Source organism: Gimesia chilikensis, from assembly GCF_008329715.1.
GTDB classification, from domain to species: Bacteria; Planctomycetota; Planctomycetia; order Planctomycetales; family Planctomycetaceae; genus Gimesia; species Gimesia chilikensis.
This window is the reverse complement of sequence record NZ_VTSR01000007.1, coordinates 405229-420987: the sequence shown is the minus strand read 5'-3', so window position 1 is coordinate 420987 and position 15759 is coordinate 405229. Positions and strand designations below refer to the sequence as shown.

The window sequence follows — 15759 nt, the reverse complement described above, 5'->3', positions numbered from 1 at the left end:
TTGTCCCCCTGTCATCCCTCTAAAGCCCCTCGTTAGCGAACGGGAATGATCCCTTTCCATTACTTCGGTATGCAGGGCATGGATTTTCGTTTAAACCACTGGAAATACTGGCGTTAATGTCTTCTACACTCCCGGAAACCACCTGGCAGCAATCACTGGCGCGGTCCATTCGCGATCCACGTGAATTACTCGCACGACTGGATCTGCCAGAGACGCTGTTACCTGCTGCGGAAAAAAGTGCCCTTTTGTTCCCATTGATGGTTCCCCCCAGCTTTCTGGCACGGATGGAACCGGGAAATCTCCAGGATCCCTTACTACAACAGGTGCTTCCGCATCTGAACGAACAGGTGCAGGTCCCCGGCTTCAGTCTCGACGCGGTCGGCGATTTGCAGGTCAGGTCGACTCCGGGTCTGCTGCAGAAATATCAGGGTCGGGCGCTGCTCATCGCCAGTGGGGCCTGTGCGATTCACTGCCGTTATTGTTTCCGCAGACACTACCCTTATGGAGAAGAACCGCGAACCCTGGCGGAATGGGAGTCGGTCTGGCGGGCCCTGGAGCAGGACGAATCTCTGCATGAGGTCATTCTCAGTGGTGGTGATCCACTGATGTTGACCGACGCGCGACTGCGCGTGTTTTGTGAACGGATTGCCGCGATTCCGCACGTCAAACGATTGCGAATACATAGCCGTCTCCCCGTTGTGTTGCCGAATCGAATCCATCCGGAGCTGATCGAGATCCTGGAACAGGTCAAATCTGCCGGGACCACTGTGTGGATGGTGATCCATGCCAATCATCCCCGGGAAATCTCAGGAGACGTTGAACAGGCGATTCAGCAACTGATGCAATCTGGCATCCCAGTTCTGAATCAGGCGGTGCTGCTCAAAGGGATCAACGATGATGTGGATACTCTGGAAGCCTTGTGCGAAAAGCTGATCAATCTGGGAGTGATGCCTTATTACTTACATCAACTGGATCGCGTCAGCGGTGTGGCTCACTTTGAAGTCCCTGAAGAACAGGGCAGGGAGCTGATTCGTGAACTACGTACCCGTCTTCCAGGCTACGCGGTCCCGCAGTATGTGCGCGAGATCAGTGGAGAGCCGCACAAAACTCCGCTGACAGATTAAGTATTCGCGGCGTTTGCAAGATTCTGAAATAACGCTTCAAAGCGAGCCCCGCGTTCCTGGAAGTTGGCAAACCAGCCATAACTGGCGCAGCCCGGCGAGAGCAGAATCACGTCGCCGGGAGCAGACTGCTGCCAGGCCCAGTTAAATGCGTCCTCGAATGAATCCTGCGGTTCTGAAATCACCGATGTCGCTGACGACTGTGACTCAACCCGTAGCCCCGACATGAGCCCTGCAAGTTTGACTCCAGTATCTCCCATCAGTGAGGTCGCTTTCGTTCGCGAGAGCAGTTCCCGGGAAAACGGGGTCAGGTCGACCTGTTTATCATAGCCCCCCGCCAAGGCAACGATCTTTCCCGACTCAAACGCTTCCAGTGCGCAAATGGCCGACTCAGGTGTGGTCGCCAGTGAGTCATTATAGAACCGCCGACCGGCATAATCCCCGATAAACTGCAGGCGATGTGGCAGGCCTTGAAATCGTTCCAGTCCCCGTTGGATTGTTGCTGGATCCAGGTCGATACAGAGTCCTGCTGTGATGGCAGCGGCAGCATTCAAACGATTATGCGAGCCCGGAACAGAAAGTTGGGGCTGAAATAATCCCTCGAACTGATCAGCTTGAAATCCCTGTTCCTGCACCAGTACCGCAGGATCCAGGGCTGCATCGCAGCCAAACCTGAGCACGTTTCCCGGGTAGTCCCAGTTTTTCAAATCAGGATCATCACCGTTGATGATGGTTGTTTCATCCGCTGTCTGCCAGCGTGAAATTGTCTGTTTTGCGTGCCGATAATGCGCGAGGGACTCATGCCAGTCGAGATGGTTCGCGCTGAAGTTGGTCACCACCGCCAGTTGGGGACTCACTTGCAAACGATCCAGACCATGTAACTGGAAGCTGCTCAATTCCAGAATGACCCAGTCTGTGGGTTGAATCTGTTCAACATGCGGCAACAGGCTGACACCTATATTGCCCCCCAGCCAGCACGTGCTGCCGGACTCGGAAAAGACGGAATGAATCATTGCGGTCGTGGTCGATTTTCCATTGCTGCCTGTGACCCCGACTACGGGAGCAGGATTCAACTGCCAGAACAGTTCGATTTCGCTGGTCACGGGAATCTGTTCCCGCTCCGCCTGAGCGAGCAGGGGATGCTGTGGAGGAATCGCGGGATTCAGTACCAGCAAATCCGTGGCTGGCAATTCGTGGGTTTTCTCCCCGAGGAAATAACGAATCCCTTGAATGTCCGCTAACTGTTGCAGTGACTGTTCCAGCTCACTCGCGCTCAAGTTATCCAGGACGGTGATCTGTGCTCCCCGTTCTGCCAGAAATCGAGTGACAGCGATGCCTCCCCCGAACCGGCCCAGCCCCAGAACGGTAACCCGTCGGTCTTGTAAGTTCTGGTTCTGAATATGAAAGGGGATCAGGGACATGTGCGTGGTTTCATCTGTTGAGTTACAGCCAGGCGATGGTCTGTCTTGGCTGCATTCGCTGGATATTCAAAGTGACCTTGTATCAGTAGGTTTGCATATTTCATAAATCCGCGGTAGGCTGATTTCGAAACAAAATTTACCAAAGGCTCCTGATTAAGAGGACAGGCCTATGTTATTTGCCGCCGAATCGAACTCCTGGCTCGGGCTCCATACTGCAGACTGGATTGTACTGGGTCTGTATTTCGTCGTCATTCTCGCCATTGGTCTGTGGTCGGTGAAAAAAGTAAAAGATATGGCCGACTTCTTCATGGGGGGCCGCCGGTTCGGCAAAGTCTTCATGATGTTCTTTGCCTTTGGGTCGGGAACCAGCAGTGAGCAGGCCATCAGCGTGGTCGCAGGAACCTGGCGGGCTGGGCTTGCTGGGATCTGGTGGCAGTTTCTCTGGCTCTGGGCAACGCCTTTCTACTGGATCGTCGCGCCGATTATGCGCCGCATGCGAGCCTTGACGACCGCCGACTTTTTCGAAACCCGCTTTAATGGCCCCACCGCGGTGCTGTATTCCTTTTACGGCATCGCCATCTCGATCACCTTTATTGCCGGGGGACTGTTCGGTACCGGAAAAATGGTGGATGCTTTGACGGGAAATGAATTGGACCGCATCGCAGTCGAAGCGAACTTCATGGTACCGGCAGCGGAATGGAATGCGGAAACCAAGTCGTTTCAGATTACCGAACGGCGTCTGCAGGGCTATGAGTACGCAATTCTGGCAGTCACAGTCATGTTTGTGATCTACGGCATGGCCGGTGGTCTGGGGGCTGCGATTATCACCGACTTTATCCAGGGGATTCTAACGATCATCTTTTCGTTTCTCCTGCTCCCGTTTGTGTTCTACGAAATAGGCGGATTCGGTGAACTGAACCAGAATGCCGACCTCAAAAAAGGGATGCTGGATTTGACCGTCAGCCCGGAACTGGCTGCCACGATGGGCGAACCGATTACCCCCTTTTACGTGTTTATGCTGTCCGTCACCGCACTGGCCGGGATCGTAATTCAACCCCATATTATGGGCGTCTGTGGTGCAGGTAAGACGGAATACGAAGGCCGTTTCGGTTTTACGGTGGGGAACTTCCTCAAACGATTCTGCACGGTCGCCTGGACGTTTACCGGACTGGCCTGCATCGTCTGGTACATGGGTGACAGCAGTCCTTTGAAAGACTCACCCGATCCGGCAGATCAGGCGGTCTACCAGTCACTCGTGATGCGGGCCAGCCCCGAATACAACGCGCTTTCCCCTGAGGAAAAAGAAAAAGTCGACAGCGCAGACCGTGATTTCGCAGATAAACTGTTCGGGATGGCCGCCCACGATATCCTGCCGCGAATCGCACCGGGATTAATTGGCCTGCTCCTGGCATCGCTGTTGGCGGCGGTGATGAGTACCAGTGATGCCCAGATGATTATTTCCAGTGGTCTATTTACAGAGAACATTTACCGCAAATGCATGGTGAAGAATAAGTCGCAGCGGCATTATCTCTGGGTTGGTCGAATTGCCGGTCTGGTGATCGTGATTCTTGCCCTGATTCTCCAGACCACATTTACCGATATCATTCATGCGCTGAAAATCATCGTCAAAACGCCGGCCTGTATCGGAATCAGCCTCTGGATCGGCATTGTCTGGCGCCGCTGGAATGTGATTTCCGTCTGGGTTTCGACTCTGACCGGCATCCTGGTCTGGATCGGCGTCGCTTTCCATGCAGACATACTCTATAACTCCGGTATTCTGCCTGAGGATATGTTTAAATCTCCCACCGAAATGCGGGATGTCTGGCAGATGTTCTTCTTCATGAGCCTGGCGATCCTGAGTGGGGTGCTTGTCAGTTTTATTACGCCGCGACAACCACAGGAAAAACTGGATCATTTCTATAAGCTGATGCACACCCCGGTGAAACTGGATGAGCAAATCGATGCTCCCTGTACGCTGCCGGCGGAACCAGAGCCGATGGGACAGAAGATGTTCCCGAATTCCAAAGACATCGAAATCCCCAAACCTACGTTTCAGGATCTGGGAGGCTTCATTCTGGCCTGGTGTGGTGTGGCCGCAATTATCTTCCTGACGAATCTGCTGGCGAAATTCGCCTGATCCTGCTGCGTGCGTGTTCCCCCTGAATATACGGAGTTCGCACTGACAGGTATTTAAGTTTGGAAGTGCGCATAAAAAAAACAGCCAGAAACAAAAGCGTTTCTGGCTGTTCGAAATTGTGATGAAGCTGTTTCAGCTCTATTTAGTCGCGGTAAGTCACAACAACCTGACCACGATGAGATTCTACAACCACCTTGTATTTCCCGTAGTCAAAAATCTTCTTGCGACCATCTTTTCTGCAACGAACGCACTCGCAGGCACATTCGGGAGCACAGATTTCGACAGCAACACAGCCTGGCTCACAGCAGCTTTTCTTGGGAGCACAGGGATCGACAATGGTGACAATCTTCGGATTTGAGCAGGGAGCGATATTCTTGGTTTTTCTGTATTTGACACAGTCAAACATGGGAATCGCAGGGGAAGCAACGTGGTGTTCGTAAGGTTGAGGGGTCAACTCGGGCATTGGTTCAGGCAGAACAGCAGGAGGTGCCGGAGGCGGAGCTGTTGTCTGACTCAGCAGGAATCCCTGACCGAAGTTGAGGGAAGGGCCCTGAGCCTGAGCTGTTGTAAGGGTGAGGGCAATCATGCCCAACGTGTAACAAACAATCTTGTTCATCTCTCATTTACTCCTTTTGCTACCAGGGTGAACTCCATGATGGCAGCTGATTGATAAAATCAATGTTGTGTGTCCCCAACAACGCGCCTGTGTTTATTCTCCAGAAGTCAATGACAGGCTATAGAATAGTCAGGAAACGATTTTTTACTCGGTTGTCCACCACTCAAGTATAACTTCCGCAAGTGGGAAGTCTCGACTTTTTCAACGCGGTGTGTGAAAAACCGGTACCAGTTACGCACCTGATAATGGTCAGAAATAATAAGTGGAGTTTGAGTTGACAAGGGCCGTCCGCCATATTTTTACGCAAACAACCAAACGCACCTGCTTATCCTGATCGGAATATTTTTACAGCTGGGGATGCTTTCAGTCAGGTAATCCCCGGTCTGGAAGCGTAGCCTGGTTCATTAGACACATGGTTTCCATGATTTGCTGAGGGGCGAGACGTCGCAGGGGCCATTCAGACCTGTAAAACCAATTTCATAAACTGGGCAAGCTGGAGTTGCATCTCCTGCGAAGATCACACATAATCTAATTGGTTTTATTTCAAGGACTTGAGGGAGTCATCCATGAACAAGCCATCTTGGCACTGGTATCAGAAACCAATTCGCAACTTCTCACACGCAACAGGTGCATTGCTCACACTGTTTCTGTTCACTGGATGTGGTGGAAATGATGCTCCCGCCCCCGCGCCAGCTCAGCAACAGGCCCAGGCGCCCACTCCGGCTGCAGCGACTCCACAGGTAGCACAATCAACGCCGACCGAAACAAAACCGGCACCCGCCCCGGCGAATGACGGGCAGAAAATGATTGACGGGATCCCCTACGATGTCTGGTTTGACAATCCGCTGGCTGTCGCAGGCAATAATCAGTCAGTCCAACCCGTTGCTCTACCTGGCAACAATGTCGCAGCCAATACCACTCCTGCTCCCGCGGGAGAAATGAAAACGGAGACGGCACAGGCGAGTGCCGGCGGTGGTTCAGGCACGGACTGGAAAACAATTATTCCCATGCCGATTCTGGAATCTCAGGTCAAAGACATTCGTAATCGTCTGACCAAGAATATGCAGTCGGTCGGCACCTATAATACGAGCTATCTTGAGATACCCACATTTACTGCAACACTGGCGGCACTGGCTGAAGTTGCGAATCAGCATTCAGAAGATGTCGGCTGGAAAAAGAATGCCAAGTATCTGCGGGAGCTGGCAGCCGCTTTCACCGCAGAGCCGCTGATGCGTGGTGCCAAATCCTATCGCGCCATGCAAATCCCCTACGAACAGATCATCGTGATTCTAAATGGCAGTGCCCCGGCAGGACTGCCTGAAGCTGACGACAAGAAACCCATCGCCGAAGTTGCCTCAATGGGTGACCTGATGAAACGCGCTGATATCGCCTACAAATGGCTCAAATCGAATGTCGGAAGTGCAGATGCCCTCAAAGCAGAGAAAGAGAAGGTCATCGAGGAAGCACACCTGCTCGCAGCGATTTCCAAGATCATCACACTCGAAGGTTACGGCTACGTCGATGACAAAGGCTTCCTGGGGCATGCCAATCCGATGCAGGAAGCCTGCCTGAAAATGGTGGAAGCTGCCAAGAACGACAATTTCCAGGAGTTTGATCAGGGAATGTCCCGTGTCTACAAATCCTGCACGGAATGCCATAGCGAATACAAAGAGTAACACATCCCTCAAGGCGAAACGACTCGCCGCGTTTCTGGTCTGACAGCCGCTAAGAAGAGAGGAAATCGACGGAATGATTGACAACTGGTGCTGCCCGAAAAGAATTACCTGCCTGCTGATTACGATTCTCTGTCTTTCCATTCCGGCGCAGGCGGATGTCATCGAACTGGTCAACGGTCACAAAGTGCAGGGGGATGTGCTTAAGCAGGGTTCAGACTATCTGCTGGTTGATATCGGCATTGAAGTGCTGCGGATTCCCAGCGACCAGGTCCGCTCCCGCACCAAGTCGGAATCACTGTCTTCCAATAAAACCAGTGTTTCCCAGAGCAAAGACAAATTCTATTCCGTCGCGGAACTGCCCGCGAAAAGCATCAAAGAACTGGCTCGCATCTACGGCGAGGCGGTCACGCTGGTGCAGACTCCCAGTGGACTCGGCTCCGGTTTCATTATCAATGACCGTGGCTACTGTGTCACCAATTATCACGTGGTTGAAAAAGAGACGCGAATCGCCGTCACCATTTTCCATCGGACGAAAAGTGGTGAATTCCAGAGACGACAGATCAAGGATGTCGAGATCATTGCTCTGAATCCATTTTTCGATCTGGCATTGCTGAGAATTCCCCTGCAGAAAGACTTTCCATTCCGGCAGGTGTACCTGGCTGAAGATGATTCCCAGCGTGAAGGGGAAGAGGTATTTGCAATTGGAAACCCGCTGGGACTGGAGCGCTCCGTCTCGCGCGGCATTATCAGTACGCGTAACCGGAACATGCAGGGGATCGTCTATATTCAGACGACAACGCAAATCAATCCGGGAAATAGCGGTGGGCCTTTGTTTAACTCTCGCGGCGAAGTGATCGGCGTCACTAATATGAAGCTGATCCTGGGAGAAGGTCTGGGCTTTGCGATTCCGATCTCCTACGTCAAACATTTTCTGGATAACCGTGATGCGTTTGCGTTCGATAAAACCAGTCCCAATACCGGTTATCGTTACTTTGACGCACCACGCAGAAAATCTGCGGAAAATGAAAGTAAATAAAAATTCCTGCAACCTGCGTTCGTTCAGGCAGGTAATGTCCCTGCCTGCTGTTGTGCAGACTTCCGGGCCTACGTTGAAAGTCTCATTGCAGGTTGATCTTGTCAGATATTTCAGACTTGCTACAAATTAACAGTTACCGACATTGTTGCGCTCTGGTGGTTCGACAGATTGGAAGAGTTGATCCAGTGCGAAAATCTTAAATCCCCTCAGGTAGAGAAAGAATGAAGGCTCCCATGAGAAAGCCACTTTTGTTTTTCACTTTCATGTTGATGCAGGCGATGTTCCTGTTCTCCGCGCAAGACACGTCTGCCCAGAACCGGGTCACTGCCGTGCAGCGGATCCCCGATGATTCCATGCTCTACTTCTCCATTCCGGATGTAGAACTGCTGGAAGAAAAGTGGGCACAGAGCTCGATGGCGGAAATGGTTCGCGATCCCGCCTTCGCTGACATGAAAAAAGACCTCGTCCAGATTGTGGAAAAATACTCCAAACTGTTTGAGGCAGAAACCGACCTGGGCCTGAGTAACGTTCTCAGCATCCCCTCCGGTGAATTCGCGATTGCCTTCGTCAAAAGCGATGAAGGCAAATTCGGCGGCCTGGCTTTCGTCGAGTATGGCGAGAGTGGCGAAATCGTCGAGAAGATCCTGGAAAAAACCGCTGAGGGGCTCGACAAGGAAGGTGCAGAGCGGACGGTTCGCAGTGTCGACGGCACCAAGATCACCATTTTTTCCTTCGAAAAAGAAGGCGATGATGAAGGTCCAGTCAAAGTTCCTCTGGCAAAAAAATTCGCTTACTTCCTTAAGGATAAAACTTTTGTCGCCTCTAATGACGACAAAATCCTTGAAGGAGTTCTCGGTCGCTGGGATGGCCAGGCACAGGGTACACTGTCCAGCAAGAAAGAGTATCAGTACATCATCAATAAATGTTCTGATGCAGATGCTCCTGCCGTTATGCACTGGTACATGAACCCGATTGGCGCTCTGCAGTCGATCCTGGGAGTTGCCAGCCGTGTCAATCCTCAGATCGGCATGGTTCAGGGATTCCTGCCCGCCCTGGGGATTACTCAGTTGAAAGCCGTTGGCGGTTCCAGCTATGTTGCCACCAAGAATTTTGACGCGATCACGAAAACCTTTACCTACGTTGATCAGCCCACCTCAGGCATCATTGATATCTTCAAATGCCCGGCGATTGCTCAGCAGCCTCCGGTCTGGGTCTCAGACAAGGTATCGTCTTACTATTCAATCAACTGGAGCATCACTGGTGCTTACGATTCGATCGAAACTCTCTTCGACGGATTCCAGGGGCGTCCCGGTGCATTGGCTGCCATCATTGATCAGATGGCCGACAATCCCGATGGTCCCAAGATTCACATCAAAAAAGACATCGTTGATAACCTGAGCGGTCGGATTCAGATCGCGACCGAGATCAAAGAAGGTGAGCAGATTGACCTGACTCAGATGTCTGGTCAGTTTGTCGTTGCTCTGGGGCTCAAGAACTCTGATGCGTTCCAGAAAATCATCGCATCGGTGACCACGCGAGATGATTTCCCTGGTCAGGCACGCGAATTCCAGGGCACGACCCTGTATCAGTTGCCTGCTGCTGTTCTGAAGTCTCCCGCCGATGCTGCTTTCTGCATCGCAGAAGACCAGCTGTTCATCTCCAACGATGTCAAACAGATTGAAAGCATTCTGCGAAAGGATCGGGGAGTCGGTTCTCTGATCAACAATCCGAACTACAAGCAGATCGCGGAAAACTTCCCCGAAAAAACCTCGATCATCAACTACCAGAATGCAGACGCACAGCTGCACGCCCTGTATGACCTGATCAAGAAAAACCAGGATCAGATTCAGGTGGAAGGGCTCGATCTTTCCAAGCTGCCGCCGTTCTCATTCTTCCAGAAGTACCTGCCTGTCACGGGCGGATACACTATCCCCGATGATCAGGGATTCTTCAGTTCCAACTATTCCAAGAAACGGGCGAACTGAAGTCGATTGCTGAACAATCGCTTAACCCGGTGAGGTCACTCACCGGGTTTTTTCATGCGCAAACGAATATTTCAGTTCCTGCAATACTTTTCGACACGCGACGGGTTTAATCGTATAATGGCAGCTTAATGCCTGTTATCGTCTGTAAATCTCCCGTTGTTTTGAGGAAAGTGACGACCATGCAACGCTTATTTCCCGTACTGGCTCTTGTCGGTCTGACCGGCTTCTCGCTCAGCCCCCTCTCGGCAGCACCTGAGGAAGAAACATCCACACAGGAAAAGGTGTTCCAGCAACTGGACAAAAACGCTGACGGCACGATCTCGGCGGATGAAGTTCCTGAAGGGAAGCAGCGATTCTTTGAGTTTCTCCTGCGTTCAGGCGACAAAAACAAAGATGGTCAACTCACGAAGGATGAGTTTACCGGCGGTCTGAAAAAAGAAGATCAGAAATTTGAGCCCGGCGGAGAACGCCGAGTCGATCAGGGGCCCCGTTTCTACAACCGCTTCCTGAGTCAGCTGGATCGCAACGGCGATAAAAAGATTTCGAAAGACGAGTTACCCGAGCCGCTGCGCGAGCGAATGGAACCGCTGTTCCAACGATTAAATACCGACGAAATATCACTCGAACAGATGCAGCGCATGGGACGTATGTTCGGAAATGGACGTCCGCCTCGACCGGAAAACGCGAACATGAACTCACAGGAACGGGCCGGACGTTTCTTTAAGTCCCTCGATACCAACGGCGATGATAAACTGACAGTGGACGAAGCCCCCGAGCGAATTCGTCCCTTCCTTAAACGGCTCTATGAGCGAGCCGGCAAGGACGGTGATGCAGAACTGACACGGGAAGAATTCATGAAAGTGATGGCGGAATTCCGTCCTGCACAACGTCCCGAACGGCAGAGCAGGGAGCGTAGCCGAAAACCAGCTGAAGAGGATGGTGAAATGAAGCGTCCCGAAATGCAGATGCAGGAACGCTCCCGCCCACGGTTTGGGACAAACTTTCCTCGCTCTGGTCCGGCCTTCATACGTTTCGTTGATCAGAACGGTGACGGCAAACTGAGCAAAGAAGAACTACAGCAGGTTAACCGCTGGTTTGACGAAGTCGATCGTAACCGGGACGGTTTCCTGGATCGCAGCGAGATTGCAGGTGGGGAATCACGGAGCCGACAGCGCACCCGAAATCCGCTTCCCATCCAGCAACTCAAACGACCTGCAGCGGATCAACCGGAGAATAAATCCAAAACCGAAGACACTGAGAAAAAAGCAGACTGACCCTGACCTCAGGAGCTTTGTTCCTGAGGCGCCGCCTGTTCAATCAACGGTGGCGGGCTGTCTGTTTTCTGCAAGTGTTGTACCCAGGCGGGAGGCAGGTTGAACCAGATCCAGTTCGTACGGATCCGGTACTGGGTGGTGTAGCTCCGCATGATCTGGTCGATCTGACAAATCCGCTCGTTCTCGGGACCACGCGATACGACTTTACGAACCGGCCGGACATACATGTACTCGAAATACGAGAGCACTCCCCCCGGTTTCAGCAACCGAAAGTAGGCCTGAAATATTTCGCTCACCAGATCGGTCGGAAAATTGTTCAATGGCAGTCCAGAGACGATGTAATCGTACTCCTCACCAACGCCATACTCCTGCAGTGGGCAGTTGTGAATCGAGGTCAGGTGTTTGATTTCCTGAAAAGCACGTTCGGCATCGAAGCGATTATGCAGAATTTCGACGAACTTCTCATTCAGTTCAACCAGGTCCAGTGAATCTTCCGGGCGGATCTGTTTGACGATCTCACGAGTCACGGCGCCGGTACCCGGACCGATCTCCAGAACCTTCTTGGGGCCCTGATGGCGTTTCATTGGCTCGGCCATGTTGCTGGCCAGAAACCGGCTGCTGGGAGCGATTGCCCCGGTCGTTTCAAATGTCGTTCGAAACTGTTTAAAAAATTCCAGATAATGCGACACGTCCAGGTTCCCGGGATTCAATCAAACGACAGAAAATAAACAATAGCTCAGGAAAGTTAATCACGGCGGGCAGCACCAATCTGCTGCGCCTGCGCGACAATATCGACTCCGACTTCCTGACTCCAGGCGGCGATCATCTGCTGATACACGGGGCCCGGCTTTCCTTCTGAAAGGAAATGATCATTGTAACGCGTAACGGGCATCAGACAATAGCCACTGGAGGACGTCAATGCTTCATCTGCCTGAAGCAGCATTTCTTCGGAAATATCTGTTTCCACATAGTCCAGTCCCAGTTGCTTCGCTAATCGGGCCACCATCATCTGGCTGATCCCCTGCAGGACATACTCCGGACGAGGTGTGAGGATCGTCCGGTCCTGGACCAGGAAGAAATTCCCGATCGTGGTTTCCGCAACATATCCTTTTTCGTCAAACAGCAGGGCACTCGCTGCGGGAACCTGTTTGCGAATCAGTTTATCGGCGCGAAACAGATGGATCCGGCTGCGGGACTTCACCCGCGGATCAAAGACCCGGGGATTGAGCTGCTCCACTTCCGAGCGGATCAGGTACTGACCGCTGCTATATTTCTGATCCCACAGCTCAAATGCGAGGGGGAAGGTGTGGGCACAAACCGTGGGAGTGCGGCACTCTTCCAGGGCTGCCAGCCCGAGGTAGGGCAGATTCTGACCTGCGGTGACAAAGATCGTCAATCCCAGGTCCTGTTCCGCAGAGAGCAGAGCAGCGTTCTGTTCAACCAGTGACAGGCAGATCTGTTTGAGCTCAGATCGAGGCAGGGGAGGATCGATGCAAGCATAGTCTAAAGCAGACTCGAGGCGTTTCAGATGCTCATCCAGCATGAAGGGACGCTGCTGAAAGGTGCGTACCATTTCAGTGACGGCCGCACCATAGACGATTCCCAGATCCGAAACCGCCAGCCGGGCTTCAGACTGGGGGATTATTTCGCCGTTCAGATAAGCCTGGGGCTCGGACATCGTTTGACTTCGTACTATACGAGAGGGAAATAGAGAGTAAGTCTACCCTACCGTTTCCGCTAGTATCCGTAATAGACGACAGGCGCGGGATAGACAACCGGTGCCGGAGCCGAATAAACCGGAGGGGGTGCATAGTAAGGCGATGGGTTATGATAAGGCGACTGGTACTGTGAGTTCAAGTAAGGCCGTCTGCCAAACAATCGGACCTGCATATACATCATGTTGGCCACCATGCGGCAGCCGAGTGGAAAGGCAGAACACTCACAGCGGCGATGCAGTTCCTGCTTTAACTGCAAATCGCAATAACGCCTGTAGATTCCCGGTATCTGGTAACACTGATCGTGCTGGGCACAGCTGCCTCGAAAATCGGCGCCCATAAATCCCTGCGGCGTCAGTCTCTGCAGCAATGGTGCTCCGTCGGGCCCACAAGGGTAATTGCTGCACTGAGCCCGGGCTGCGGAGGGCAGCAGCATGGTCATTGCTGCCAAAATTACCAGCCCTGATGCCACATTCTTGATCTTCATCACAAACCTGTCTCTCTATCTGAAAATTAGTCGACCTGAACTGCGTGGGGAGGGGCAGGGAGCGAATCATCTGCCAAATTCTCCCTCGCTCCAGACTGTGATGCAAGTTTCTTTTGCATTCCCCCTGTAAAACAGCTCAGAAACTCGACTGCCGGCGTCAATTGTTCGCAAAAAAATGAACCAGTCATATGACATCTGAGTCTCAGCTCGATATACTGCCAGTGGGAAATATCGTGCTAACTTGAGATATGGCAATCATTTTTTTACGATCTCCAGTTGGAAATCGAGTGGATGATTGTAAGCATATTGACGAATTTGATTTAAAAGACAAAAGGACTGATTTTATGGCGATACCGACCATTCAACCGGGAACAACTAAAATTGGCTGGATTGGAACCGGAGTCATGGGAGCCAGCATGGTGGGACACCTGATGGATGCAGGGTTCTCAGCCACGGTTTATAATCGCAGTAAATCCAAAGCAGAGCCCCTGATTCAGAAAGGGGCCTCCTGGGCTGACTCTCCCAAAGCGGTCGCAGAAGCAGCTGATGTCATCTTCTCCATCGTCGGTTTTCCGACTGACGTCCGTGAAGTCATTCTCGGTGAAGAAGGAGCTCTCGCCGGTGCTTCCGAAGGCAAGGTCCTGGTCGATATGACCACCAGCGATCCTTCCCTGGCTGTCGAAATCGCGGAAGCCGCTCAGACCAAAGGTGTGTACAGCGTAGATGCTCCCGTCTCCGGTGGGGATGTAGGAGCGAAAAACGGCACGTTGTCCATCATGATCGGTGGGGACGAAGCTGTGGTCGACGCATTGAAACCCTGCTGGGACGCCATGGGCAAAACGATTGTCTACCAGGGCGAAGCGGGATCCGGTCAACACACGAAAATGGTGAACCAGATTCTCATCGCCACCAACATGATCGGCGTCTGCGAAGCGCTGCTCTATGGTTACAAAGCGGGGCTGGACCTGCCTACGGTTCTGCAGTCGGTGGGCAGTGGTGCCGCCGGCAGCTGGTCGCTCTCCAACCTGGGGCCGCGGATCATGGACAATAATTTTGATCCGGGCTTTTTCGTAGAGCACTTCATCAAAGACATGGGAATTGCCCTGGCGGAAGCTAAAAAGATGAACCTGAGCCTGCCCGGTCTGGCACTGGGACATCAGCTTTACATGGCTGTCCAGGCACAGGGACATGGCCGCGACGGCACACACGCCCTGCAGCTGGCACTGGCATCCCTGTCGAACGTAGACTGGGAAAACCGCTCCTAGTCTCAAGCATTTAAATGAAATCGAACTGGTCGGACAGAATCAAACCGGACAGTAAAATTCAAATAAGGTAAGATAAGCATGGCGAATCAAAGTGACCTGTTTGCAGGTCTTTCGGTGGCAATGATCACCCCGTTCAAGAATGGCGAAATCGACGAAAGCGGCTTACAGGCGCTGGTCGATTACCATGTCGAGCAGGGAACCGACACCTTGTGTCCGGTGGGAACAACCGGAGAATCTCCCACACTCTCACACGATGAACACAAACAGGTCATTTCCATCGTCTGCAAACAGGCTGCCGGCCGGATTAAAGTCATGGCTGGCACCGGTTCCAACAGTACACGTGAAGCAGTCGAGTTGACCAAGTACGCTGAACAGGCCGGTGCCGACGGTGCTCTGCATGTGGCCCCGTATTACAACAAGCCGACCCAGGAAGGCTTTTATCAGCACTACAAAGCAATTGCCGAGTCTGTTGAACTGCCGATCGTGGTGTATAACATTCCCGGTCGGACAGCGAAGAATATCGAGCCGGAAACAATTATTCGCCTCGCCGAAATCCCGAATATTGTTGCCGTGAAAGAGTCTACCGGTTCGATGGATCAGGCTTCGCATATTCTTTCTTCCTGCGACCTGGCAGTTCTCTCAGGTGATGACAGCCTGACTTTGCCACTGATGGCGCTGGGAGGCAAGGGGGTTGTATCGGTCGTCGGTAATATTGTGCCTGCGGACGTCAAAGCGATGCTGGCGGCATTCAACGCCGGTGACCTCGCCAAGGCCCGCGAATGGCACTACCGGCTGTTTACGCTCTGTCGTAACCTGCTGGGACTGGCAACGAACCCGATCCCGATCAAAGCAGCCATGCAGTTACTGGGACGCGACAATGGTGAAGTCCGTCTCCCCATGACACAATTGGATGCCGATTCAATGAAGGTGCTCGAGAAAACTCTGCAGGATTATGGCCTGCTGTAAGGTTTCTGTTAAAATGGGTACCAGTGCTGAGAGACTGGTCGAAATCGTCTGATTTACGAT

The 15759-nt window shown here is 52.5% G+C and carries 13 protein-coding genes; 8 read left to right on the top strand and 5 right to left on the bottom strand.

The features are described 5' to 3' along the window. Nucleotides 1-116 precede the first annotated feature (116 nt). Complete coding sequence (gene epmB, locus FYZ48_RS11410; protein WP_149340425.1) at nucleotides 117-1124, top strand: EF-P beta-lysylation protein EpmB; 1008 nt, start codon at nucleotides 117-119, stop codon at nucleotides 1122-1124. On the opposite strand, the gene murD is transcribed toward epmB, so the two are convergent. Then, entirely contained in the window at nucleotides 1121-2542 is a 1422-nt protein-coding gene (gene murD / locus FYZ48_RS11405; RefSeq protein ID WP_149340423.1) for a UDP-N-acetylmuramoyl-L-alanine--D-glutamate ligase, read from the bottom strand. The two genes, epmB and murD, sit on opposite strands and share 4 nt — an antisense overlap. Nucleotides 2543-2711: 169 nt before the next feature. Here murD and FYZ48_RS11400 point away from each other — a divergent pair, with 169 nt between their 5' ends. Next, the gene (locus FYZ48_RS11400) at nucleotides 2712-4679 is read left to right on the top strand and encodes a sodium:solute symporter family protein (protein WP_149340421.1); all 1968 of its coding nucleotides are present in this window, start codon (nucleotides 2712-2714) and stop codon (nucleotides 4677-4679) included. Between the two features lie 142 nt (nucleotides 4680-4821). Here the strand turns inward: FYZ48_RS11400 and FYZ48_RS11395 are convergent, their stop codons facing one another. Continuing rightward, nucleotides 4822-5295, bottom strand: coding sequence for a hypothetical protein (locus FYZ48_RS11395; protein WP_149340419.1), 474 nt, complete (start codon nucleotides 5293-5295; stop codon nucleotides 4822-4824). A 566-nt stretch (nucleotides 5296-5861) separates the two neighbouring features. On the opposite strand from FYZ48_RS11395, the gene FYZ48_RS11390 reads away from it, so the two are divergent. The 4 genes from FYZ48_RS11390 (at nucleotide 5862) to FYZ48_RS11375 (ending at nucleotide 11266) form a co-directional block, all read left to right on the top strand. Next, entirely contained in the window at nucleotides 5862-6971 is a 1110-nt protein-coding gene (locus FYZ48_RS11390) for a cytochrome c (protein WP_149340417.1), read from the top strand. 73 nt (nucleotides 6972-7044) lie between these two features. Continuing rightward, the gene (locus FYZ48_RS11385; protein ID WP_149340415.1) at nucleotides 7045-8007 is read left to right on the top strand and encodes a S1C family serine protease; all 963 of its coding nucleotides are present in this window, start codon (nucleotides 7045-7047) and stop codon (nucleotides 8005-8007) included. A 233-nt stretch (nucleotides 8008-8240) separates the two neighbouring features. After that, nucleotides 8241-9992: a hypothetical protein gene (locus FYZ48_RS11380; RefSeq protein WP_149340413.1), complete on the top strand. Its 1752-nt coding sequence runs from the start codon at nucleotides 8241-8243 to the stop codon at nucleotides 9990-9992. 179 nt (nucleotides 9993-10171) lie between these two features. Continuing rightward, a complete protein-coding gene (locus FYZ48_RS11375) occupies nucleotides 10172-11266 on the top strand; it encodes an EF-hand domain-containing protein (protein WP_187781976.1) in 1095 nt (364 codons plus the stop codon). An 8-nt stretch (nucleotides 11267-11274) separates the two neighbouring features. Here the strand turns inward: FYZ48_RS11375 and FYZ48_RS11370 are convergent, their stop codons facing one another. From FYZ48_RS11370 to FYZ48_RS11360, 3 genes are read right to left on the bottom strand one after another with little or no spacing between them, the layout of a single operon-like run. Beyond that, on the bottom strand, nucleotides 11275-11955 hold the full coding sequence (locus FYZ48_RS11370; protein WP_145041192.1) for a class I SAM-dependent methyltransferase: 681 nt from the start codon (nucleotides 11953-11955) through the stop codon (nucleotides 11275-11277). Nucleotides 11956-12011: 56 nt separating this feature from the next. Then, complete coding sequence (locus FYZ48_RS11365) at nucleotides 12012-12944, bottom strand: aminotransferase class IV (protein WP_149340409.1); 933 nt, start codon at nucleotides 12942-12944, stop codon at nucleotides 12012-12014. A gap of 59 nt (nucleotides 12945-13003) precedes the next feature. After that, a complete protein-coding gene (locus tag FYZ48_RS11360; protein WP_149340407.1) occupies nucleotides 13004-13468 on the bottom strand; it encodes a hypothetical protein in 465 nt (154 codons plus the stop codon). Nucleotides 13469-13812: 344 nt separating this feature from the next. On the opposite strand from FYZ48_RS11360, the gene FYZ48_RS11355 reads away from it, so the two are divergent. Next, nucleotides 13813-14733 carry an NAD(P)-dependent oxidoreductase gene (locus tag FYZ48_RS11355; RefSeq protein ID WP_149340405.1) on the top strand — a complete coding sequence of 307 codons (921 nt, stop codon included), beginning with the start codon at nucleotides 13813-13815 and terminating at the stop codon, nucleotides 14731-14733. Nucleotides 14734-14811: 78 nt separating this feature from the next. Continuing rightward, nucleotides 14812-15699: a 4-hydroxy-tetrahydrodipicolinate synthase gene (dapA, locus tag FYZ48_RS11350; RefSeq protein ID WP_145185170.1), complete on the top strand. Its 888-nt coding sequence runs from the start codon at nucleotides 14812-14814 to the stop codon at nucleotides 15697-15699. Nucleotides 15700-15759 lie beyond the last annotated feature (60 nt).